Annotated in this window: 25 protein-coding genes; 6 read left to right on the top strand and 19 right to left on the bottom strand. The window is 32.0% G+C overall.

Features of this window, described 5'->3' with window-relative positions; translation table 11 throughout:
* The 4 genes from QZZ48_RS06935 to QZZ48_RS06950 form a co-directional block, all read left to right on the top strand.
* Nucleotides 1-790: thiamine-phosphate kinase (locus QZZ48_RS06935; protein WP_294963570.1), on the top strand; the 790-nt coding region annotated here is incomplete at its 5' end.
* Nucleotides 791-803: 13 nt separating this feature from the next.
* Nucleotides 804-1,880 (top strand): tRNA pseudouridine(13) synthase TruD, encoded by a 1,077-nt coding sequence (gene truD, locus QZZ48_RS06940; RefSeq protein ID WP_294963572.1) that lies wholly within the window; start codon nt 804-806, stop codon nt 1,878-1,880.
* A 13-nt stretch (nt 1,881-1,893) separates the two neighbouring features.
* Nucleotides 1,894-2,712, top strand: coding sequence for a phosphatidylserine decarboxylase (locus tag QZZ48_RS06945; RefSeq protein WP_294963573.1), 819 nt, complete (start codon nt 1,894-1,896; stop codon nt 2,710-2,712).
* Nucleotides 2,705-3,478: a hypothetical protein gene (locus QZZ48_RS06950; protein ID WP_294963574.1), complete on the top strand. Its 774-nt coding sequence runs from the start codon at nt 2,705-2,707 to the stop codon at nt 3,476-3,478. The genes QZZ48_RS06945 and QZZ48_RS06950 overlap by 8 nt, the downstream gene beginning before the upstream one ends.
* Here QZZ48_RS06950 and QZZ48_RS06955 read toward each other — a convergent pair.
* The 19 genes from QZZ48_RS06955 to folD all read right to left on the bottom strand — a co-directional run bounded on the left by QZZ48_RS06955 (nt 3,459) and on the right by folD (nt 19,402).
* The gene (locus QZZ48_RS06955; protein ID WP_294963575.1) at nt 3,459-4,082 is read right to left on the bottom strand and encodes a hypothetical protein; all 624 of its coding nucleotides are present in this window, start codon (nt 4,080-4,082) and stop codon (nt 3,459-3,461) included. The two genes, QZZ48_RS06950 and QZZ48_RS06955, sit on opposite strands and share 20 nt — an antisense overlap.
* 96 nt (nt 4,083-4,178) lie before the next feature.
* The gene (gene ychF / locus QZZ48_RS06960) at nt 4,179-5,279 is read right to left on the bottom strand and encodes a redox-regulated ATPase YchF (protein WP_294963577.1); all 1,101 of its coding nucleotides are present in this window, start codon (nt 5,277-5,279) and stop codon (nt 4,179-4,181) included.
* Between the two features lie 82 nt (nt 5,280-5,361).
* Nucleotides 5,362-5,853: an RNase H family protein gene (locus QZZ48_RS06965; RefSeq protein WP_294963579.1), complete on the bottom strand. Its 492-nt coding sequence runs from the start codon at nt 5,851-5,853 to the stop codon at nt 5,362-5,364.
* A gap of 9 nt (nt 5,854-5,862) precedes the next feature.
* Nucleotides 5,863-6,744, bottom strand: a complete 882-nt coding sequence (locus tag QZZ48_RS06970; RefSeq protein ID WP_294963581.1) for a DMT family transporter — start codon at nt 6,742-6,744, stop codon at nt 5,863-5,865.
* Nucleotides 6,741-8,153, bottom strand: a complete 1,413-nt coding sequence (locus QZZ48_RS06975) for a leucyl aminopeptidase (protein WP_294963583.1) — start codon at nt 8,151-8,153, stop codon at nt 6,741-6,743. The genes QZZ48_RS06970 and QZZ48_RS06975 overlap by 4 nt, the downstream gene beginning before the upstream one ends.
* Nucleotides 8,154-8,216: 63 nt before the next feature.
* The gene (locus QZZ48_RS06980; RefSeq protein ID WP_366755919.1) at nt 8,217-8,867 is read right to left on the bottom strand and encodes a hemolysin III family protein; all 651 of its coding nucleotides are present in this window, start codon (nt 8,865-8,867) and stop codon (nt 8,217-8,219) included.
* Nucleotides 8,839-9,258: an STAS/SEC14 domain-containing protein gene (locus tag QZZ48_RS06985; protein WP_294963585.1), complete on the bottom strand. Its 420-nt coding sequence runs from the start codon at nt 9,256-9,258 to the stop codon at nt 8,839-8,841. The genes QZZ48_RS06980 and QZZ48_RS06985 overlap by 29 nt, the downstream gene beginning before the upstream one ends.
* 71 nt (nt 9,259-9,329) lie before the next feature.
* A complete protein-coding gene (locus tag QZZ48_RS06990; RefSeq protein ID WP_294963587.1) occupies nt 9,330-10,094 on the bottom strand; it encodes a class I SAM-dependent methyltransferase in 765 nt (254 codons plus the stop codon).
* 73 nt (nt 10,095-10,167) lie between these two features.
* Nucleotides 10,168-10,983: an AraC family transcriptional regulator gene (locus QZZ48_RS06995; protein WP_294963590.1), complete on the bottom strand. Its 816-nt coding sequence runs from the start codon at nt 10,981-10,983 to the stop codon at nt 10,168-10,170.
* Between the two features lie 43 nt (nt 10,984-11,026).
* On the bottom strand, nt 11,027-12,709 hold the full coding sequence (locus QZZ48_RS07000; protein WP_294963622.1) for a Na+/H+ antiporter NhaC family protein: 1,683 nt from the start codon (nt 12,707-12,709) through the stop codon (nt 11,027-11,029).
* A 221-nt stretch (nt 12,710-12,930) separates the two neighbouring features.
* A complete protein-coding gene (trpB, locus tag QZZ48_RS07005) occupies nt 12,931-14,130 on the bottom strand; it encodes a tryptophan synthase subunit beta (protein ID WP_294963625.1) in 1,200 nt (399 codons plus the stop codon).
* Nucleotides 14,131-14,137: 7 nt separating this feature from the next.
* The gene (locus QZZ48_RS07010; RefSeq protein ID WP_294963592.1) at nt 14,138-14,644 is read right to left on the bottom strand and encodes a hypothetical protein; all 507 of its coding nucleotides are present in this window, start codon (nt 14,642-14,644) and stop codon (nt 14,138-14,140) included.
* Nucleotides 14,622-15,695 (bottom strand): AAA family ATPase, encoded by a 1,074-nt coding sequence (locus tag QZZ48_RS07015; RefSeq protein WP_294963595.1) that lies wholly within the window; start codon nt 15,693-15,695, stop codon nt 14,622-14,624. Before QZZ48_RS07015 ends, QZZ48_RS07010 begins: the two co-directional genes overlap by 23 nt.
* Nucleotides 15,695-16,243, bottom strand: coding sequence for an adenine phosphoribosyltransferase (locus QZZ48_RS07020; RefSeq protein ID WP_294963597.1), 549 nt, complete (start codon nt 16,241-16,243; stop codon nt 15,695-15,697). Before QZZ48_RS07020 ends, QZZ48_RS07015 begins: the two co-directional genes overlap by 1 nt.
* Nucleotides 16,244-16,261: 18 nt before the next feature.
* Nucleotides 16,262-16,594: a hypothetical protein gene (locus QZZ48_RS07025; protein WP_294963600.1), complete on the bottom strand. Its 333-nt coding sequence runs from the start codon at nt 16,592-16,594 to the stop codon at nt 16,262-16,264.
* A 16-nt stretch (nt 16,595-16,610) separates the two neighbouring features.
* Nucleotides 16,611-17,048, bottom strand: coding sequence for a ribose 5-phosphate isomerase B (gene rpiB / locus QZZ48_RS07030; RefSeq protein WP_294963603.1), 438 nt, complete (start codon nt 17,046-17,048; stop codon nt 16,611-16,613).
* An 11-nt stretch (nt 17,049-17,059) separates the two neighbouring features.
* A complete protein-coding gene (locus QZZ48_RS07035) occupies nt 17,060-17,734 on the bottom strand; it encodes a site-2 protease family protein (RefSeq protein ID WP_294963607.1) in 675 nt (224 codons plus the stop codon).
* A complete protein-coding gene (gene lepB, locus QZZ48_RS07040; RefSeq protein WP_294963610.1) occupies nt 17,721-18,530 on the bottom strand; it encodes a signal peptidase I in 810 nt (269 codons plus the stop codon). The genes QZZ48_RS07035 and lepB overlap by 14 nt, the downstream gene beginning before the upstream one ends.
* Nucleotides 18,530-19,402 carry a bifunctional methylenetetrahydrofolate dehydrogenase/methenyltetrahydrofolate cyclohydrolase FolD gene (gene folD / locus QZZ48_RS07045; RefSeq protein ID WP_294963613.1) on the bottom strand — a complete coding sequence of 291 codons (873 nt, stop codon included), beginning with the start codon at nt 19,400-19,402 and terminating at the stop codon, nt 18,530-18,532. The genes lepB and folD overlap by 1 nt, the downstream gene beginning before the upstream one ends.
* A 191-nt stretch (nt 19,403-19,593) precedes the next feature.
* On the opposite strand from folD, the gene QZZ48_RS07050 reads away from it, so the two are divergent.
* Together QZZ48_RS07050 and QZZ48_RS07055 are read left to right on the top strand one after the other, a co-directional pair.
* Nucleotides 19,594-19,878 carry a transposase gene (locus tag QZZ48_RS07050; protein ID WP_294963616.1) on the top strand — a complete coding sequence of 95 codons (285 nt, stop codon included), beginning with the start codon at nt 19,594-19,596 and terminating at the stop codon, nt 19,876-19,878.
* 11 nt (nt 19,879-19,889) lie between these two features.
* The coding region (locus QZZ48_RS07055) for an IS3 family transposase (RefSeq protein ID WP_294963628.1) at nt 19,890-20,687 on the top strand (798 nt) is incomplete at its 3' end.

The following is a 20,687-nucleotide window of genomic DNA, read 5'->3' on the forward strand; positions in this document are numbered from 1 at the left end:
ATTTAATAGTAATCGTATTGGTGATGACGGTGCATTGATTGGTGAGCAGGTTTATTCTAAAGATGCATTCTTCGAAAATGTGCATTTTAAGACTAAGTGGATGAGTCATTATCAAATAGCTGTAAAGTCTATGATGATTAATATCTCAGATGCAGTAGCTATGAATGCTAAACCAAAGTACGCACTTTTAAGTGTTGCTATGCCAAAGAGTATTACTAAGAAGCAGATGCAAGAGTTAGCATCTGGTTTTAAAGATGTAGCGGATAAATATGGGATTGAAATTATTGGTGGAGACACTATTAGTAATACTAAACTAGATATTACTATAACAATTATTTCACACACAAAAAAAGCATTACTACGAAGTGGTTTAAGACGTGGATATATGCTTGCCTACACTGGTGAGTTGGGTAAAAGTAAAAAAAATTTACAATCTCTTATGAGCCTTGGTAAATTACATAAAAAATCTAAATTTGTAAATATTAACTTAAGAGAAAAATTTGTAAGTAACTCTAGCAGATTTTTAAGTTCTGGTATGGATATATCAGATGGTCTTTTTAGTGATTTAGATAAACTTGCAACCTTAAATAGAGTTGGTTTTAAGTTTACAAATAAAATTTCTAAAGCTATAGCTTGCAGTGGTGAAGAGTATGAGATGCTAGTTGCCTTTGACAAAAGACATAGAAAAGCTCTTATAAGACGAGCTGCGCAGGTAAGAACACCACTGAATATTTTTGCAAGAAGTGCAAGAGTTAGCTATACTTCTAGATGCAAAGCACATCATTTTTAAAGGCATATATATAATGGATAGATTCTATTCGCTAGATCATACTAGCATCGATTTTCACTTTAAACAAAGTCCTAGAGACTTCGTTGTAGAAGAGATACCTCTTTATGAGTTTTCAGGGGAGGGTGAGCACCTAGTTCTCTTCATAAGAAAGAAAAATCTTACTACTTCTGAGTTAGTTGGAATACTTGCAAGATATCTAGGCATTAAAAACAGAGACATTGGTTATGCAGGATTAAAAGACAAGCATGCAATGACTAAACAGTATATCTCTATAAATAAACAACATGAAGAAGCGCTGGAAAACTTTGAACATGAAAATGTAAAAATCATTTCAAGAACTTACCATAACAATAAGATACGAATAGGTCACCTAAAGGGAAATAGATTTTTTATTAAAATTAAAAAAGTTAATCCTACAAGTGCTATCAAAATTGATGAAGCTCTTAAAAGCATAACTAAATTCGGTATGCCTAACTTCTTTGGTTATCAAAGATTTGGAAATGATGGAGATAACCATATTTTAGGTGAGAAACTTGCTAAAGGTGAAGCTAGAGAACGTAACCCTAGAGTAAAAAAACTTCTTATAAATGCTTACCAAAGTCATCTTTTTAATCTATGGCTAAGTAGAAGACTAGAAATAAATAAACTAGTTAATAATTTTGAACCTATAGAACTTGAATCTATTTTAAATATGCCAAATGATCAAGTTGCAAAACTAAAAGCTCAAAAACATCCATTTAAGCTAATAGAAGGTGATGTAATGGAACATTATCCACATGGTAGATTATTTGACTTTGAAGAGACTCAAGAGGATTTAGATAGATTTAATGATAGAGGTATATCTCCAACCGGTCTTTTATGTGGTACAAAAGTTAAGGTTGCTTCTGGCATAGCTGGAACAATTGAAAAAGATTTTGATGATGAGATTAATGCAGATGGGGCAAGAAGATACGCATGGGTTTTTCCTCAAGATATCGAGGGAAGATTTAAACCTGTTGAAGCTCAATATGAGATAAACTTTACTCTTCCAAAAGGTTCATATGCAACTGTTCTCCTTGAAGAGATAGCAAAAAGAAAAATAAACGAATAGGGTAGAAATATAAATGAGTAAACACATAACATCAGCAATTTCACAAAATTTTGGAAAATTTGCAAGTAAAGAGTTTCCAAAATGGTTTCAAAAGATAGTTAATCATTCTTATGTAAGTCTAATGGGACTTGATATGAAAGAGTTTCAAGCTCCTAATGTATATAAAAGTTTAAATGCTCTTTTTACAAGAAAATTAAATGAAGATAGAAAATACTCTTTAGATGCAGAGGCTTTTATCTCCCCATGTGATTCTTTAATCTCAGATTGTGGTACATTGCAAAAAGATTATGCTCTACAAATTAAAGGTATGAGATACTCAAGTGATGAGCTTTTAGGCGAGCACTTTAGTTCTGATGAGAAAAATTCTATTCATGATGGAGAATTTGTAAACTTTTACTTATCTCCAAAAGATTATCATCGTTACCATATACCTACAAACCTCAAAGTTATAAGAGCTGTTCATATACCTGGCAAACTATATCCTGTAAACTTTGCTTCACTAAGAAAAAGACTTAATCTTTTTATAGAAAATGAGAGAGTTGTTTTAATGTGTGAAAATGCTTCTGGTAAAAAGTTTTTTATGGTGCTTGTTGGTGCTTTAAATGTTGGTGTAATGCAAGTTGCATTTGAATCAAAGATAAAAACGAATGCAAACGCAAACAGACCAACTGTATATGACTATACGGATTTATACTTAAACAAAGGTGATGATTTTGGATGTTTCGAGATGGGTTCTACAATAGTAATACTTGCTCAAAAGGGTATGCTAGAGTTAGAAGATATAGTTGGTAAAGATGTAAAGTATGGAGAAACAATAGCTAAAAATGTATAAAACACAAGAAGAAAAGCAAAAGTATATTGATAAACTATTTAATGATAGAACCCTGTTTGAGTGGGAAGTACTTCACGTATCAACTCATTATGACAGGGTTGAAATCATGCTAATACTTGCGCAGACTCTTGTTCGTAATAAACTAAAACATGAAATAAACTTTTTATATTTGCAAAGTTTCATAGACCTTAAGTTTCAACAGATTGTTAATATACTTTTTCATGAAATAGCAAATGAGTGGATGAGTTTTGCAACAGAAGTTTTGAACTATCCAAAAAAAGAAGCTATTGTTGAACTTAAAGAAAAAAGTAGAGTTAAATTTATACATGGTATTGCTGATGATTATTATGACAAATATAGACGCTACATCTTTGAAGAAATAGCTGATACATTTATTGAACTAGTCTCAAAAAATGAGCAAACTAGAGACTCAACTTTCCTTATACAAGAAACCCTACAGAGTGATTTGATTAAAAATAAACAACTACTTGAGCTGCATAACTTTACTAAACTAAATAATAGAATTAAGGTAGCTCAAGATATTAAAAAATCAAATATAGTTACTGCAAAGATGAAAATTATGGATATAAAGGAGAAGTCAACTAGTTCTACTATAGATATAAAAGAGAAGATAAAACTACAACACTTACTCAAAGAAGCTAAAAAAGAACCAAGTAGATTAGAACTTGAAGGATTAGATAAATTTGACCCAGCTATCAAGAGACTAAAAGATACGATGGTTCAGTCTATGATATCAATGAGTTAACTTTTTTAGTGTTTATAACTTGAAGTTTTACAAATAATGTTCCATCTTTTTCAAAAACATCCAAAGCAGTATCAATAGGAGATTTTTGTTTTTTTAAACTTCCTTGCACAGAATGAAGTACATGAAAAAATGTTTGAAACATAGGTGTTATAACATGGTCTATGTGGTCTTTTTTTAATAACTCAGCCAATAAATCTACTGCGCAATAATACACGCTTTTATTAATAGAACGTTGAACCAAATAATCATGCATAATATTTATATTACTCAGTAATACTTCTCTGTTTTGTGCATTTAAGACACTGTTTTCTTCAGCTCTATGAATATTGTGCTCAATCTCTTCTTCTATATTATGATTTTCTCTTTGCATAAGTGCTTTTATATTTGGACATAATTTTGTTAGTTCGTCATATAATTCTTGGGATGTGAGACGTTGTGTATAGGCTTGATAGTTGTATGTTTTATCTTCGAAGTAATCGTGGTCTAGTGCTTTTAATAGTTGAACTACAATATTGAGATAAGTATATTTATCTTCTTTGTTATTATCAAACTCAATGCCTGTGTATGAAATAATTGGTTTAGGACCAACATATTTTAATTCCATTATAATATCCTTAATTTTATTTTACAAAATGAAGGAGACTTTCTACTTATGCAGAAAGCTCATTGCACTAATGCAATTTCATTATATTAATTATACCTAAACGTTAAATCTAAAGTGCATAATATCACCGTCTTGTACGATGTATTCTTTTCCCTCTAGTCTCATTTTACCAGCTTCTTTAGCTTTACCCTCTCCACCACACTCTATGTAGTCATTATAAGCAATAACTTCTGCACGAATAAAACCTTTTTCAAAGTCGTTGTGAATTGCTGCAGCAGCTCTAGGAGCAGTAGAATTTTGCTTTATAGTCCAAGCACGAACCTCTTTAACTCCAGCAGTAAAGTAACTCATAAGTCCAAGTTTATCAAAACCCTTGTGTATGATTTGTTCTAGTCCAGATTCTTCAACACCAAGGTCTGTTAAAAACTCTTGTGCTTCATCATCATCAAGACCAATAAGCTCTTCTTCAACCTTTGCACAAAGTTTGATAAGTTCGCAGTTGTTTTTTACTGCATGATCTTTTAATATAGTTACATATTCATTGTCTTCTAGCAGACCATCTTCATCAGTGTTAGCACCATACATGATTTCTTTTTGAGTTAAAAATCTAACTTCATTATTAAGTATTTCATATATATCACTATCTGCGTCTTTGAAGTTTCTAGCTAAGTTTCCATCACCTAAAAACTCCATAAGTTCTTCTGCCATCTCTAAAGAAGCTTTAGCACTCTTATCAGCTTTAGCTTGTTTCTTAAGTCTATCAATACGATTTGAAAGTACTTCAATGTCAGCAAGGATAAGTTCACCTTCGATGATTTCTACATCACGAAGAGGGTCGATGCTTCCTTCGTTATGAACAATGTTTTCATCATCAAAACATCTAACTATTTGAAGTATAACTTCCGTTTCACGGATAGTAGATAAAAACTTATTTCCTAAACCTTCACCTTTAGAAGCACCCTTAACAAGACCTGCAATATCAACAAAATCAAGTGTAGAATATTGGATTCTCTCAGGATTAACTATCTTAGCAAGTTGGGCTAATCTTTTATCTGGAACTGGAACTACTGCTTTATTTGGTTCAATAGTACAAAACGGGTAGTTTGCTGCTTCTGCGTTTTGTGCTTTTGTTAATGCATTGAATGTTGTTGATTTACCTACGTTTGGAAGTCCTACTAAACCTATACTTAATCCCATTTTTACCCTTTGTAATGCTTATAATATTATTTTGTAATATTATCTAAATTATACTTGGTTTATTTATAAAAAATATAAGCTTTTATAAAAATGATTCGCGTAGAGCATCTCTTGCGGCTATATCAACAAGAGTAAAGATTTTGTCTATGCTATTTTTTTCTTCATTCTTTTTATGGCCTTTTACTTTTATAAATTCACACTCTATGTCATCTGTGATTATATAAAACTCTTTGTAGAGTTCATGATTTGCAATTAAATCTTTTTTTTTGCTCTTATAGTTGTTTTTCTCAAATCTTTCTCGTCTACCTTTAAGACCAACAGTATTTTGACAATCTGTGTAAACAACAAGATTAGAGTCTTCAATGTTTATTGTGCTAAGTGCCCAAAGTAAAGCTTGCAATTCAAGTTTAGATGAACTTGTTTGCTCAAACATTTTAGTTGTTACATTGGTTTTATTTAAATTAGCAGAATATAACTCCTCTTCATTCAAAAGTAGATAAGCACCAAAACCAATCTTTGTTTTAGGGTTGGCACTTCCATCTGTAAATAAGTAAAGTGTTTGTTTATCAGTCATTTCTTGCATTTATTTAGAAATTGTTTCATTTTTTATAGGTTTTGTTAAAAGATATCCACCTATTAGGATTGGAATTATTCCTACAATCTGACGAAGTTCTGGTACTTCATCTAAATATAAAAAAGCAAATAGCAGAGTCATTGGTGGGACTAAAGCTATCATGGCACTTATTTTTGTAATAGAGATGCGATGAAGAGCCTCCATCCAAAATATCTTTGATACACCAAAGACAACTAATCCTATGAGAAGTACAAAGGGAAGGGCTTTTTCTAAACTTATTAAAGTAATCTCAGGTTCTATTATCCAAGCTAAAAGAGATATTATAGGAAGTGCAATAATAGTTCTAAATCCTAAAATAGTTTCAGACGAGCAGTGCTTTCTAGTTCTCTTTGAGTAGAAGTTGGCTATTGGTGCTAAAGCGGCACCTGTTAGGATTATTAAATCACCTTTATTAAAAGCGAGATCATCAGGCAAAAGTATAATTACTGCGCCTATACCCATAATAAAAGCACCAACACTATGAATTAAATCCATTTTTTCTTTTCCAAATATATTGAAGTAGAGGTATGAGAAAAATAGTTGTGTAAATATTATGACAGACATATTGCCAGCAGTTGTATATTGCATACCTATAAACATCAAAGCAAATAGCATTGTAATCAATAAACTTGTTATTAGTAGGTCTTTGTATGCATCTCTATTTTTTAGCTCTGAGAATAGCTTTTTTTTAGTCATTAATGCTAAAAAGAAAAATAATGATATAAATAGAGAAAAAGCGTAAGTGTGTAGAGCTCCAATATGAGAAATAGCTACAATGGAAAGTATAGGAAACCAACTCTCCAAGATGGAGAGTCCTATCATTAAAAGCTCGCCTTCGCGTTCTTTTGTCATATATTTTTTAAGTACTCACTCATGAAACGAACACCTGCTCCAGTTCCACCATAAACATTACAATCCCAAGCTGACTCAGTATAAGCAGAACCTGCTATATCAAAGTGCATCCATTTGTTTTTATTTTCATCTTTGATAAATCTATCTAAGAATAAACCAGCTGTAATAGCTCCACCATAAGGCTTAGATGCTACGTTAGAGATATCAGCTATTTCACTCTTTAGAAGTTTTTTAAGATGTCTGTTAAAGGGAAGTGAACCTGTTAATTCTCCAGATGCACTAGCAGCTCTAGATAAGTCATGCTTTAGCTTATGAGAGTGTCCCATAAGACCTGTTGTGTATTGACCAAGAGCTACCATACAAGCACCTGTAAGTGTTGCAAAGTCAAAGATAGCGTCAGCATTTACAGTTTCTTGTGCGTAAGTAAGTACATCTGCTAAAACTAAACGTCCTTCTGCATCTGTATTTCTAACTTCGATAGTTGTTCCACTTCTTGAAACAAGTACATCATCAGGTTTATAAGCATCTCCACCAACCATATTCTCAACTGCGCCAACAAATGCATGAACTTCAATATCAAGTTTCAACTCACTAACTGCTTTAATCATTCCAAGAACAGCACAAGCACCAGCTTTATCCATCTTCATAGTTACCATAGATGCAGAAGGTTTTAGGCTTAGTCCACCACTATCATAAGTAAGACCCTTACCTACAAGCGAGATAATTTTTTTAGGGTTCGCTGGTTTATAAGACAAGTGTATAAGTTGACTTTCATGGATAGATGCACGACCAACAGCAAGCATAGCTCCCATGTTTTCTTTTTTTAGATCATCTTCTGCAAGTATATTACACTCTAAAGAATTACTATCAGCTAGTTTCTTTGCCAAAATAGCGAAAGTCTCAGGATTTAACTCTTGTGGAGCTCTATTTACTATGTCACGAGTAAAACATGTAGCTTTTGCTATTATAAGTGCTTCATCAAAAGTTGTCTTAAGTTCTTCGAAATCTAGCTCGTTAGATGCAAGTGAGATATCTTTTAGAGTTATCTCTTTTGGCTTTGATTTATACTCATTAAACTCATATCCACCTAAGATTACACCCTCAACCATTGCAGCAAGAGAATTCTTCTTAATCACGCTAAATGCTACGCTTTGGTAGTTTGAAGATTTAAGTGCTTGAACCATAGAAGTAGCAGCACTTCTTATGTCATCACTTTTTTTGCTATCTGTTCCACAAAAAAGAAGACCTTTTTCATGTAAAAAACAAATAGAATCTTGTTCTGCTTTAAATCCTGCTTGATTTAAAATTTTAACTTCTGCATGCTCTATTAGTGCATCTGGAGTTAAAAACTCTACTAAGATATCTGCTTTTATATCAGAAATATTTTTGTTTAATAGTTGAATATTCATTTGATTTCCATTATGTTAGATTATTTCAAGATAGTATCTAAAAGAGTATAAAATAGAGTTTATTTATATGATATAAAGTATTGTCATAAAGAAATGAAAAATACTCCCACCAAGAACAAATAGATGCCAAATAGCATGATAATTTGTCTTATGGTCATTTACGTAAAAAAATACTCCAAGAGTGTATGAAAGTCCACCTGCAATCAGTAGATAAAAACCACCACTTTGCATATTGTCACTAAGTGGATCTAATGCAACAACAATACACCAGCCCATAACAAGATATAAAACTAAAGATAACTTTTCAAAACGATTTGGATATGCAAACTTCATGTAGACGCCAAATATAGCAGCTAACCAAACAACTGTAGCAATAGAATAACCCCATGTTCCTTGAAGTGAAACTAATGTAATTGGTGTATAAGTACCAGCTATTAAAAAGTATATAGAAGAGTGATCAAAGGTTTGAAACAGTTGTTTTATCTGTTTGTGTGTTATAGCATGATAAAGAGTAGATGAACCATACATAATAACAAGAGTTGAACCGTAGATTGCACTACTTACTATGGCTAATACTGATCCATTTAAACTTGCAAAAGCAACTAAAACTGCTAAACCAGCTATGCTTAGTGCTAATCCAAGTCCGTGAGTGATTGTATTCCATATCTCTTCAGCAATTGTAAAATTATTTATATTTTCCGTCCTTGATATCAGCTTTTATATCTTCTTGATTTAACCAGTCGTAGGCATGATCAAGAGATTCAAAAAACTTCATATCTCCATCTATAAACCAACCGCCAATCTTAGCTGCGTAAGTCTCTATAGTATTTGTTCCTACAATTGCAATCTTACTGAAAATTTGTCTATATTCCATACCAAATTTAATGTCATCCCAAGCAGCTCTAAGTTCCCAACCTTTGAAGTCTGTGGCATCTATAAGAACTCTGACTTCAGGCTCTGTAATACCTTCTATAGAACTTGTAAGCATGGGAATCATTCTCTCATAGTCTTCATGTGTTAGAGTTCCCTCTATTCTTATTTTCATAAAAAAGAATTCATTTACTCTATTAATTCCTATGGAAATCCCATGTTCTACATTGCTCATAAAGTACTCCTACATATAATATATCTAGACATTGTAACTAAATAGTGTTTTAAATTCTAAAAAACACTATTTTACTTAAACTTCGTAGCTGTAAAAATAGTTATAGGATAAGAAAAATATATTTTATTCTCTTGTAAATATGAATCCACTCCAAGCGAGTTAGTTTTTATATCTTTTTTGAATATTTCTCTTAGTCTGTTTTTAGCACCCTTGTTAGGAAAAGATGCAGCTAACTGTTCTTCTAACTCCATGTCTACTTTATAAGAACTCTGTTTATGTTCAGATAAATTTTTATTTGAAAACAGCATATTAAATTCTTGAAATGTCAATGCTTTTGTATGAGAAGGATCACGAAGTTTTTCCATACTGTTATATGCTTGGCTATACTTATCTTCAAGTGCTACATCAACCACTATTACTTTTCCATCTGGCTTACAAACTCTAAGCATCTCTTCAAAAACTTTTGTTGTATCTAAAAAATGATGAAAACTATATCTTGTATAAACGATATCAAAGGTATTGTCTTTATATGGCAAGTCTTCAACATCACCTAAATCAAAGTCTATGTTTTTTAGATTATTTTCATTTTGCGTTTTTATAGCTTCTTCAATCATTTTTTTTGTTATATCAAGCCCGATTACATTTTTGGCTTTTTTTGCAAACTCACAAGTTGATATACCTGTTCCACAGGCTATATCTAATACTTTGTGATGTGTTGAAACTCCACTCATCTGTATGATTGTATCTACAGCGTTGTAGTGTCCTTTTAGCTTTTTAAATGCAACTGCTTGTTTTGAAAACTGCTCTACAATTTTCTCCTTATGTTCTTTTGTCATAAAATACTCCAAATATTTTATTTAGTGTATTTTATGAAAATTCTATAATTAAGTCTTGGACAAAATAAACATTTTATGAAGATATATTTTTTTGATACTCTTTAGGGGTAAGTTGAAAAACTCTTTTAAATGATTTGTTAAGATGGCTTTGATCAAAAAAACCACTACTCTGTGCTACCTCAGAAATAGGCATATTCTGTGATAGTAAATCTTTTGCAAGGTGTACTTTTTCATTTAGTATGTAAGAATGTATAGGCAAACCAAACTCTCTTTTAAATACTCTTAGTATATGGATAGTGGATAGTTTCATAAACTCAGATACATCTTGTAATGAAATGTCATTTTCAAGATTTACTATTAGATAGTCTTTAATTTTATTTGCTGTTTTTAAATTTTTAGTATCTAATTGTGCTTTTTCATTTGTATGGCAAAACTTTAAAAATATTTTACTTATAAATTCTATGAGTTTTTCTTCTTTTTCTATATTTGATATATCGTTCATAAAAAGTTCATCGCATATAGATATAAACTCAAGGTACATACTATTATCTTTAACTAGACTTGTTTGTATATTCAAAAAACTTGATTGAGTAAATAAAGATTTTTGAATCTCTTCGCACCACTTCTTATTTAGATATAAAACATAACAACCAAAACTTTTAACATCACTAAGAGTTGCAGAGTGAACTTCATTTGGGTTTATTATAGATATTTGATTTGGCTTTAGTGAGTCGGTTTTTTCATTAAACAAAATATTTATATTTCCAGCTTTTATAGTAGTAAGAGTTAGTTCTTCATGCTGATGTTTTTTATCACAACTTGTAACTTGGGATATATATCTTAACTCTACAAATGGAAGTTTTTGTGTTTTAAAAATATTATTTTTCATAATTTATGAGTTCAAGAGGCAATTTAAATTGCCTCTTTTATAGTTATGGTTGAACGTGTACAGGTTTTCCATAAAATCTTATAGTAAGAGCGATAACTAATAATGCTAATGGAAGAATCATATAAATAGAATATCCAAGAGCTGCTGGAATATAACCAAATATGATAGCAACGGCAGCAACAAAAATTGCATAGTAAAGTTGTGTTCTAACATGGTCCATATGGTCACAAGATGCACCCATTGAAGAAAGTATAGAGGTATCTGATATAGGTGAACAATGATCACCAAAAATCGCACCTGTTAAAACAGCACTTATATTTAAAATAATATACTCATGTAGTTCCATTCCTTCTAATCCTGTATGAATACCTACAGAGTTTGCAATTGGAATAGCTAAAGGCATCAATATTCCCATAGTTCCATAAGATGTTCCTGTTGAAAATGATATTATTGAACCAAATATAAAGATAATAGAAGGAAGAAGAATCTGTGGAGTAGAATCTGTCAATATAGCAACTAAGTATGTTGAAGTACCTAACTCTTTAATTACTGAACTAATAGACCATGCAAGGATAAGAATAACGGCAGTTATAACTAAAGCCTTTACACCAAATACCCAAATTTCAAGTGCTTCAGAGAGGTTAAACATTTTTTGCTGCATTCCCATTCCAATAGCTACTATAGAAGCAAAAAGAGCAGCTTCAAAAAGTACTATAGAAGCATCTGCCGCTCCAAAACAATCTCTTATAGAGTTAAATGAGTATGGATTAGCTTGAACAAGTTTTAAAGTTTCACCCTCTAAAGAACTTAAACCGCTAAAGTAAAAACCTATAAATGCAACAATAATAAGAGTCAAAATTGGAACTATCGCATTCCAAATAGAATGCTTAATCCCTTCTTTAGGTTCTAGAGTTGATGTATCTTGAGAAACTAATGGTTTTGAATCTGGATGACAAACTTCACCTGTTGTTATAGCTCTATTTGCAGCCTTATGCATAGGACCAAATTCTCTTAAAAAGTATGCACTAAAAAATACAAACGCCAACATTAAGATATTGTAAAAACGGTAAGGGATAGTCTCAACGAAGATTGAATAAGCATTAATCTCAGTTTGACCAATCATTGCATAAGCATCTTTAATCAGAGATATTTCATATCCAACCCATGTTGAAATAAGTGCGATACCTGCAATTGGAGCAGCTGTAGAATCTATAATGAAAGCAAGTTTTTCTCTACTTACTTTTAGTTTATCTGTAACTGGTCTCATAATTGGCCCGATAATTAAAGAGTTTGCATAATCATCAAAGAAGATGAAAAATCCCATTACCCAAGTATATAGTTGAGCTGAACGTCCTGTTTTAGCTTTTTTTGCTAGTTTTTCAGCAATTGCTCTAGGTCCACCCATCTTTGTTATAACGGCAATCATACCACCGATTGTAAGTACTTGAAGTATGATTCCGGCATTCCAAGAATCAGCCATAGAGCCAATCATCTTTGTAACCATATCTACAAAGGCATGATAAAAAGATCCAAAAATATTTGATCCTGAAACATTCAGTAAAAATGTTCCACTAAAGATACCCATAAAGAGTGAAAATATTACATTTCTTGTAACAAATGCCAAGATAATTGCAACAGCAGGTGGAATTAGTGTCAATGCACCAAAGGTTTGTGCATTAGTTTTTGCATCAGCAAAAAGCACCAAGGGTAAAAAAAGAAATGTTATTAATAACTTAAATTTGTAATTCAATAAGTTCTCCTAAAATTAAACTAAGAGATTATAGCGGAAAAAAACTTTCATTTTTTTTGTTTATTAGTGATATTATCAAGAGAATTAGTTGTCTGTAGTGTTAAGGAATTTAAAATTGTCTCTGTAAAGTAACCACTATATAGTTTAGTATCTAGTGGTTTTTGTATTTATAACTTTATACAAGAGTAGGGTAAAATTTAGTCAAAGTTTAATATTTCTTTAGCTTGAATCATATCTTTATCACCACGACCTGAAAGGTTTACTATGATGATTTTATCTTTTATATTTTTCATCTTTTTAAGATGTGCAACTGCATGAGCACTTTCAAATGCTGGGATGATTCCCTCTTTGCGGCTTAACCATACGAATGCATCTAAAGCTTCTTGGTCTGTTGCATTGTCATATGTTACCGACTTGTTATCATTATGAAAAGAGTGTTCAGGTCCTATTCCTGGATAATCAAGTCCAGCTGAAATAGAGTGAGCTTCTTGTATTTGACCATCTTCATCTTGAAGTGTATAACTCATTTGACCGTGAAGTACACCAGGACGACCTTTTTTAAGAGAACAGCCATGCTTGTCAGTCTCGATTCCAAGTCCACCAGCTTCTATACCGATACACTCAACTTCTTCATCTTCTAGAAAGTGCTGAAATGTACCTATAGCATTTGATCCACCACCAATACATGCAATAACATGATCAGGAAGTCGACCTTCTTTTTCTAGTATCTGTGCTCTTGCTTCATAACCTATGATAGCTTGAAAGTCTCTAACCATCATTGGGTATGGATGTGGACCTGCAACAGTTCCTATGATATAAAAAGTATCTCTAGCATTTGTTACCCAGTGACGGATAGCTTCATTCATAGCGTCTTTAAGAGTACATGAACCACTCTCTACAGCATTTACTTTAGCCCCAAGTAGTTTCATACGAAATACATTTAATTCTTGACGCTGGGCATCTTTAGCACCCATAAATACTTCACATTCTAAATCTAAAAGAGCACAGATAGTAGCAGTAGCAACACCGTGTTGTCCAGCCCCTGTCTCTGCTATGATTTTTTTATAACCAAGTCTTTTAGCCATTAAACCTTGTGCGATAACATTGTTAACTTTGTGTGCACCTGTATGATTTAAATCTTCACGTTTTAAGTATACTTTAGCACCAATTTCCTTAGAAATATTTTCTGCAAAGTAGAGTGAAGAAGGGCGACCAACATAGTCAGTAAGGTAGTAATGAACCTCTTTCCAGAACTCTTTATCAAAACGAATTTTTTCATATTCATCTTTAAGTTCTGCAAGTGCAGGCATAAGTGTTTCTGGAACGTAGCGTCCTCCAAAGATACCAAAGTGACCATTTTCATCTGGGTCAAATTTTGATGGGGAAGGGATGTACATATTCATTTTAGTTAAACTCCTTTTTTGTATCACAATATAATTTTGTATTTAGTTCATCAATAAAATATGTTTGAACTTCATAGTTATTTGACGCTCTTGAAATTTTTGTAAAATTTCCATCAATTTTACAAGTACAACACATATATGCTTCTAAAGTTTTATTTTTAGTAATTTCTTCATTTTTAAAATCTTCAATAGTAGCTTCTAGTTGTTCTTCGGCACTTTTTATCCAGCTCTTCCAATTAGTTCGTTTAGAATTTTTCAACTCAATAAAACAAAATATATCATCATTATAAATAGCACAGTCACATCTTTTATTATCACTAGAGTTGGAAACACAAGAGTCTATTTTAAGAAAATCGACAGGGTGGTTTGTTTTGTTTACAACTTCAAACTCTCCATTTTCTTCTACTATAAAAGCTGGTTTTTGATCATCTGCATCTTGAATAAAAAAGTGTTTTTTATCTACACTCTCTACGCACTTGTCAAAGTTATTTATCACTTTTAAACTCACTATAGATTTCCATTAATTCACTAAAATCATCATCAAGCATACCACCAATTTCATCAATAGAATTTTCCTGAATCATTCCAGTAGACGCACCTTTAATATTTTCAGAAACTCCATCTTTAATTAGGTATGCAGAAAAGTTATCAGGATTTATTTGTTGTTCTTTTGGAATGATTTTAGATATCTTATCTCTTAAAATATCATTAGTGTTTGAAGCCTTATAAGCAAAGAGTAAAGTATTTAAAATAGATAATATATAAGGGCTATGAGTCATAATATATGAATCATTTTTAGTTGTAGTTTCAATAATATACTTTATTGCTTCAATCTGTGTTTTTGGAAATAAATTTAGTTCAGGTTCTTCAATAATTATATGACGATAACTTGATGAAAAGTATTTAAGTGTTAAATACATCGGTAAAGCTGTTTGCATTCCACTTGAACTGTTTTCTAATGATAAATAATTATCGTCATCATAGTATATTAGATCATTCCCATTTTTATTTATATACTTCATATTTAGTAAGTTTAATTCTTTAATTTCTTTTCGTGCTTTATTGTATTCACTTGAAAACTTTAAAAGTGTATCAGGGAGAGGTATTTTAGCACTTATTAAATTACTAATTGACTGATTAAATATTGATATTAAATTTCTTTCTGCTGGAATATACTGAGATTCTAATCCATCTAATACTCCGATGTTGTTGATTAACTCTGAAGTAGTTGCATTATTTGGATTTTTAGCTAGAAGTCGCTTAATTATAGTTTGTTTATATTTACTTATTTCATAATGTTTTAATTTACCGTCTTCTATATGTAATAATAAGTTTTTATCTTCTTTAAATAGTATAACTGTTTTGTCTGTAATAAAATCAATATTAAACTCTTTAAATTGATTAAATAAGTTTTCTGGTACTTCATTTGTAACGATAGTAATTAATTTAGCTAGGACACTCTTTCCACTACCATTATCACCAATAAAAAGATTCGTTTTATTAAGACTAATATTTATATCTTTTAAAACACCAAAGTTTTTAACAGTTAGTTTTAACATTAGTCCATCTCAATCAATGAATAAACATCCGTTTTTTCTTCTAAGTTTTTAATCCCGTCTAAGAAACCAAGACCGATTATAAAACATGCTTCAACACACTCTGCACCAGTTTGCTTTACAAGTGTAGCAGCCGCATTAGCAGTTCCACCAGTAGCTATAAGGTCATCTATAATAAGAACTCTAGCATTAGGTATTTCGCTAAATGCGTCTATATGAACTTCTACTTCATCTACACCGTATTCTAGTGAGTATTTTTCACTTATAGTAGTATAGGGAAGTTTACCTTTCTTACGAATAGGAACAAATCCCAGACCTAGCATCTGAGCAAGAGCAGCCCCAAATATAAAACCTCTTGCATCTATTCCAGCAATATAGTCCAAGTTATACTCTTTATATCTTTGGTATAAGTGATTCATTAGTACACCGTAGGCTTCTTTATTATTTAAAAGAGTAGTGATATCTTTAAACACTATTCCTGGTTTAGGAAAGTCTTTAATATCTCTAATTGAATCTTCTATTATTTTTCTTTCTGTTTTACTTAATACCATAATTTATTTATTCCCTTTTTATAGTAGAGCGTCAATACGACCCTCTAATGCTTTGATTTTACCAGTTAGACGATCAGTTTCTTGTCTATGTTTAGTATTTCTCTGTTTTAGAACTTTTAGCTCACCTCTTAGTTTAGTAAGCTCGTCACTTAAAATGTCAACATTACCAAGAGCACGTTGAAGCTGTATTTGATATTTTCTTATGAGTATTTCTGCTTCTTGAAGCGTTAGCTTCATCAAGTCATTACCTCTTTGTTCTTTACTTGTAATACTTTTGAAGTAATACATCTTTACAAAAAGATAAATAGATAAAATAGATAGTGCTGTTAAAAGTGACCATTCAAAAAACATGAGCTCTTCCTTTGATTTATGCGTTTATCGCTTCGATTTTTTCAATTCTACCAGTATGTCTTCCACCATCAAAACTAGATGCTATCCAAGAATCTAGTATAGACTCAGCTACACCTTTTCCAACAATTCTTTCACCAAAACATAATATGTTTGCATCATTATGACCACGGGCAACCATTGCCGTATATGCATCATGACAAAGTGCAGCTCTGATTCCAGTATGACGATTAGCCGCCATACTCATACCTATACCTGAACCACAAATAAGAATTCCATGGGAGTCTGCATCTGCTAGAACAGCCTCAGATACTTTAACTGCGTAATCTGGATAATCAACTCTTGTCTTTGAAAATGGTCCTAAGTCAATAACTTCGTGGCCTTTTTCTTTTAATAGTTCGACTGTATAGTCTTTTAAATCAAGTCCCGCATGGTCAGTAGCAATGTAAAATTTCAATATTTATCCCTTTATGTTAATAGTTGTAAAATAGTTTGTACCGGCATTAATAGCAGGTAGTTTTTTAGTGGTGTCATTAAAATTATCAAAACAATAATAATTCCATATCTTTCATTTTTGTAAAAAAACTCTGCAACTGCATTTACTCTGTATTTTAGAGCTAGATGCATTAAAAAGTGTGCTCCATCAAACTGAGGAATAGGAAGTAGGTTAAATACTCCTAAAACTACATTTATAATTATAAGTTGAATCACAAACATATATGCAAATACATAGATTAAAGAATCAGCAGTTGTAGGCTGTGACATTGCTACTACAGCTACAGATGCAAGAGTGGCCATAGTAAAGTTGTAAACTATTCCTGCAAGGTCAACTTGCATCGCCGCGTTATATCCACCGCTTCTAATAACTGTGGCTGTATTTATTGGAACAGGTTTAGCCCAACCAAATAAAAATCCACTATCTCCACCTAAAAGCATTGGAAGAAAGTACATAGTTGCAGGAACAATAATTGTTCCTACTAAATCAACATGTGTAAGAGGATTTATAGATAATCTTCCTGCATTTTTTGCAGTTGTATCACCATATATATAAGCAACCCATCCATGCATAATTTCATGCCCAATGATTGCCACCGCTAGGGCGAGTACTGCTGCCAAGATTTTTAGTAAATCAATAGACTCCATGATCATCTTTGTCTATTTTAAGTCTCTCTTTTCTTGCTAAGTCAAGACTTGTGTCTGACTCCAGGTCTGTCGGAGTTTTACCTATTCTATCCCATCTAATTTCCCAATCATCAGTTATAGAAAAATATATAAACCAAGGCGTTCCTTCTATATTATCGTAAGGAACAGCACCCCAAAAACGACTGTCATTTGAGTGATCTCTATTATCACCCATCATAAAGTAGTTGTTTTCTTTTACTTTTATAGGAGAAAAGTAAAATAGTGCCATTGGATATCTACCTGTATTTGTTATCTTTTCATCATGGTGAATACCAGGATGTTCTTTCATATAAGGATTTTTAACCCAAAGTTTTCCAGCAAAAGTTACTATTTCATAATCTTTGTAGTTTTCTTTAATCCAATCATCACCTTCGCTATGATGAACAAATAAATCTTTCTCGGAAACAAAAAGTTCATCACCAGGAAGTGCAACACATCTTTTTACAAAATGCTGTTTTGTATTACCTGGATATCTGAAAATAACAATGTCTCCACGCTCTGGTTTATCCCCATCTACTAGACGAAGTTTATCACTCCATGGCATTATAGACATTTCAATAAAAGGAATATGAGGCATAGAAATACCATAAGCAAACTTTTTAGCAAAAAGATGGTCACCAATAAGAAGTGAGTCTTTCATCGAACCAGAAGGTATTCTAAAAGCTTGAGCGATAAAAAATATAACAAAAAGAACTATAATTACAGTTCCTGTCCAAGAGTTTGAAAATTTATATGCTTTGCGTATAACTTCTTTCATTAAGCTTCTCTTTCTTGTGCAAGTTTTTTAGCGTTTATCTTTGAAGCTTTTAAAGTGTTACTAAGCAGCATAGCAATTGTCATTGGACCAACACCACCTGGACTTGGAGTAATAAATGAACTCTTCTTACTTACATTTTCAAAGTCAACATCACCAACAAGTTTACCCTCTTTAGTTCTACTTACTCCGATATCTATAATGACTACATCGTCTTTAACCATATCCTCTGTTATTAGATTAATAATTCCAACACCAACTAAAACAATATCTGCATTTAAAGTGTGCTTTTTTAAATCATCTGTAAAAACATGACATACTTCAACTGTTGCATCTGCATTTAAAAGTAGGGCAGCCATAGGTTTTCCAACTATGTTTGAAGCACCAACTACAACACAATTTTTACCTTTTACATCTACTTTATACTCTTTTAAAAGCTCCATAACACCAAGAGGAGTACAAGGGGCAAAACCATCAAGACCTGTAGTTAAACGGCCAACATTATAAGGATGAAAACCATCAACATCTTTCTCTGGTGCTACAAGTTCTAACAGTTTAGTTGTATCTATATGTTTAGGAAGTGGGAGTTGAATTAAAATACCATCAACATTTGTGTCATTATTTAGCATAGCAATTGTTTTCTCAATTGCTTCTTGAGAGATTGTCTCAGGCATATCGTGAGTAATAGAGTAAAAACCAGCTCTATCACAAGCTTTTTTCTTCATATTTACATATGCTGAACTTGCAGGGTCTTGACCAACTAAAACAACTGCTAGACCGGGTGTACATCCGCATGTTGATTTTAAGTCTTTAACATCTTGTGTGATTTTTTCTTCTATTTTTTTTGAGAGTGCTCTACCGTCTAGTAATTGCATTTAGACCTCATGAATAATTTTTTTAATATTATACCAAGCCAATAATAATAGGTCGCTTTAGCATACTTTTATCTCTTGTTTTAGTTCTTGTATATATAGCTTTGGAATGACCCCTATAAACTAGACAAACTTTAATTCAGTAATTTAGATAGAATAATACAAATGTGTTATGAGATTTAATAGGATTAAAAATGGCAAGAGTAGTTTATAGCGAAGAGTTCAGAATAGAAGCGGTCAAACAAGTTACAAAAAATGGTTATAGCATAACTGATACAGCAGAAAGACTTGGTGTTCATCCTGACTCTCTCAGAAACTGGATAAAAAGACTAGAATCCCCTCAGTCAATCCAAAAGCATAAAATATTAGACGAATCTCAAGCAGAGATAAAGAAACTCCAAAAAGACCTTAATAGAGTTACAGAAGAGAGGGACATACTAAAAAAGGCCACGGTGTACTTTGCAAGCCACACAAACTAAAATACTCTTTTATCAAAGAGTATAGTCAATTTTATGCAGTTCATAGACTGTGTAAAGTTATGCAAGTGCACAGAAGCGGATATTATCAGTGGCTAAATCAACCTATCTCTAATAGAGAACTTGAAAATCAAGAATTACTAATTCAGATAAAAGAAGCTTTTAAAGAATCAAAAGGTGTTTATGGGCATAGAAATATACATAAAGACTTAAAAGAGCTTGGAATACATGTCAATAAAAAAAGAGTGGCTAGACTTATGAGTAAGGCTAAACTTTACGGGGTAGGTACTTATAAACGCAAGCCATATAGTAAAACCGGTCCAGCTCATAAAGCATATCCAAATCATTTACATCAGTGTTTTATAGCAGGTAAGCCAAATGAAACTTGGGTAAGTGATATAACATATGTCAGAACCAAAGAGGGGTGGATATTTTTAGCTACAGTGATTGACCTGTTTAGTAGAAAAATTGTAGGTTGGGCTACAGGACATCGTCAAACGACATCATTAATCATAAGTGCACTTCAAATGGCAGTTACTCGACTTAGTAAGTCAGATAAAGTGATTCTTCACTCAGATCAAGGAAGTCAGTATAGCTCTTACGATTATAAGAAAGTTGCGAAAGAACATAGTATTACTCTTAGTATGAGCCGAAGAGGTAATTGTTATGATAATGCTGTTGCAGAAAGCTTTTTTAAAACAATCAAAAAAGAGCTTGTCAGAAAAAAGATATTTGATACCAGAAAAATTGCAGCATCTAAAATATTTGAATATATAGAAATGTTCTACAATCCAAAAAGAAGACACAGTTAT

The sequence above is a fragment of the Sulfurimonas sp. genome, from assembly GCF_016744025.1.
In the GTDB taxonomy this organism is placed as follows: Bacteria; Campylobacterota; Campylobacteria; order Campylobacterales; family Sulfurimonadaceae; genus Sulfurimonas.

Bases quoted from the DNA above. Each gene is read 5' to 3' on its own strand.
- truD (WP_294963572.1), top strand. From the start codon at position 804: ATGGATAGATTCTATTCGCTAGATCATACTAGCATCGATTTTCACTTT.
- QZZ48_RS06945 (WP_294963573.1), top strand. From the start codon at position 1,894: ATGAGTAAACACATAACATCAGCAATTTCACAAAATTTTGGAAAATTT.
- QZZ48_RS06950 (WP_294963574.1), top strand. From the start codon at position 2,705: ATGTATAAAACACAAGAAGAAAAGCAAAAGTATATTGATAAACTATTT.
- QZZ48_RS06955 (WP_294963575.1), bottom strand. From the start codon at position 4,082: ATGGAATTAAAATATGTTGGTCCTAAACCAATTATTTCATACACAGGC.
- ychF (WP_294963577.1), bottom strand. From the start codon at position 5,279: ATGGGATTAAGTATAGGTTTAGTAGGACTTCCAAACGTAGGTAAATCA.
- QZZ48_RS06965 (WP_294963579.1), bottom strand. From the start codon at position 5,853: ATGACTGATAAACAAACACTTTACTTATTTACAGATGGAAGTGCCAAC.
- QZZ48_RS06970 (WP_294963581.1), bottom strand. From the start codon at position 6,744: ATGACAAAAGAACGCGAAGGCGAGCTTTTAATGATAGGACTCTCCATC.
- QZZ48_RS06975 (WP_294963583.1), bottom strand. From the start codon at position 8,153: ATGAATATTCAACTATTAAACAAAAATATTTCTGATATAAAAGCAGAT.
- QZZ48_RS06985 (WP_294963585.1), bottom strand. From the start codon at position 9,258: ATGAGCAATGTAGAACATGGGATTTCCATAGGAATTAATAGAGTAAAT.
- QZZ48_RS06990 (WP_294963587.1), bottom strand. From the start codon at position 10,094: ATGACAAAAGAACATAAGGAGAAAATTGTAGAGCAGTTTTCAAAACAA.
- QZZ48_RS06995 (WP_294963590.1), bottom strand. From the start codon at position 10,983: ATGAAAAATAATATTTTTAAAACACAAAAACTTCCATTTGTAGAGTTA.
- trpB (WP_294963625.1), bottom strand. From the start codon at position 14,130: ATGTACATCCCTTCCCCATCAAAATTTGACCCAGATGAAAATGGTCAC.
- QZZ48_RS07015 (WP_294963595.1), bottom strand. From the start codon at position 15,695: ATGTTAAAACTAACTGTTAAAAACTTTGGTGTTTTAAAAGATATAAAT.
- QZZ48_RS07020 (WP_294963597.1), bottom strand. From the start codon at position 16,243: ATGGTATTAAGTAAAACAGAAAGAAAAATAATAGAAGATTCAATTAGA.
- QZZ48_RS07025 (WP_294963600.1), bottom strand. From the start codon at position 16,594: ATGTTTTTTGAATGGTCACTTTTAACAGCACTATCTATTTTATCTATT.
- QZZ48_RS07035 (WP_294963607.1), bottom strand. From the start codon at position 17,734: ATGGAGTCTATTGATTTACTAAAAATCTTGGCAGCAGTACTCGCCCTA.
- lepB (WP_294963610.1), bottom strand. From the start codon at position 18,530: ATGAAAGAAGTTATACGCAAAGCATATAAATTTTCAAACTCTTGGACA.
- folD (WP_294963613.1), bottom strand. From the start codon at position 19,402: ATGCAATTACTAGACGGTAGAGCACTCTCAAAAAAAATAGAAGAAAAA.
- QZZ48_RS07050 (WP_294963616.1), top strand. From the start codon at position 19,594: ATGGCAAGAGTAGTTTATAGCGAAGAGTTCAGAATAGAAGCGGTCAAA.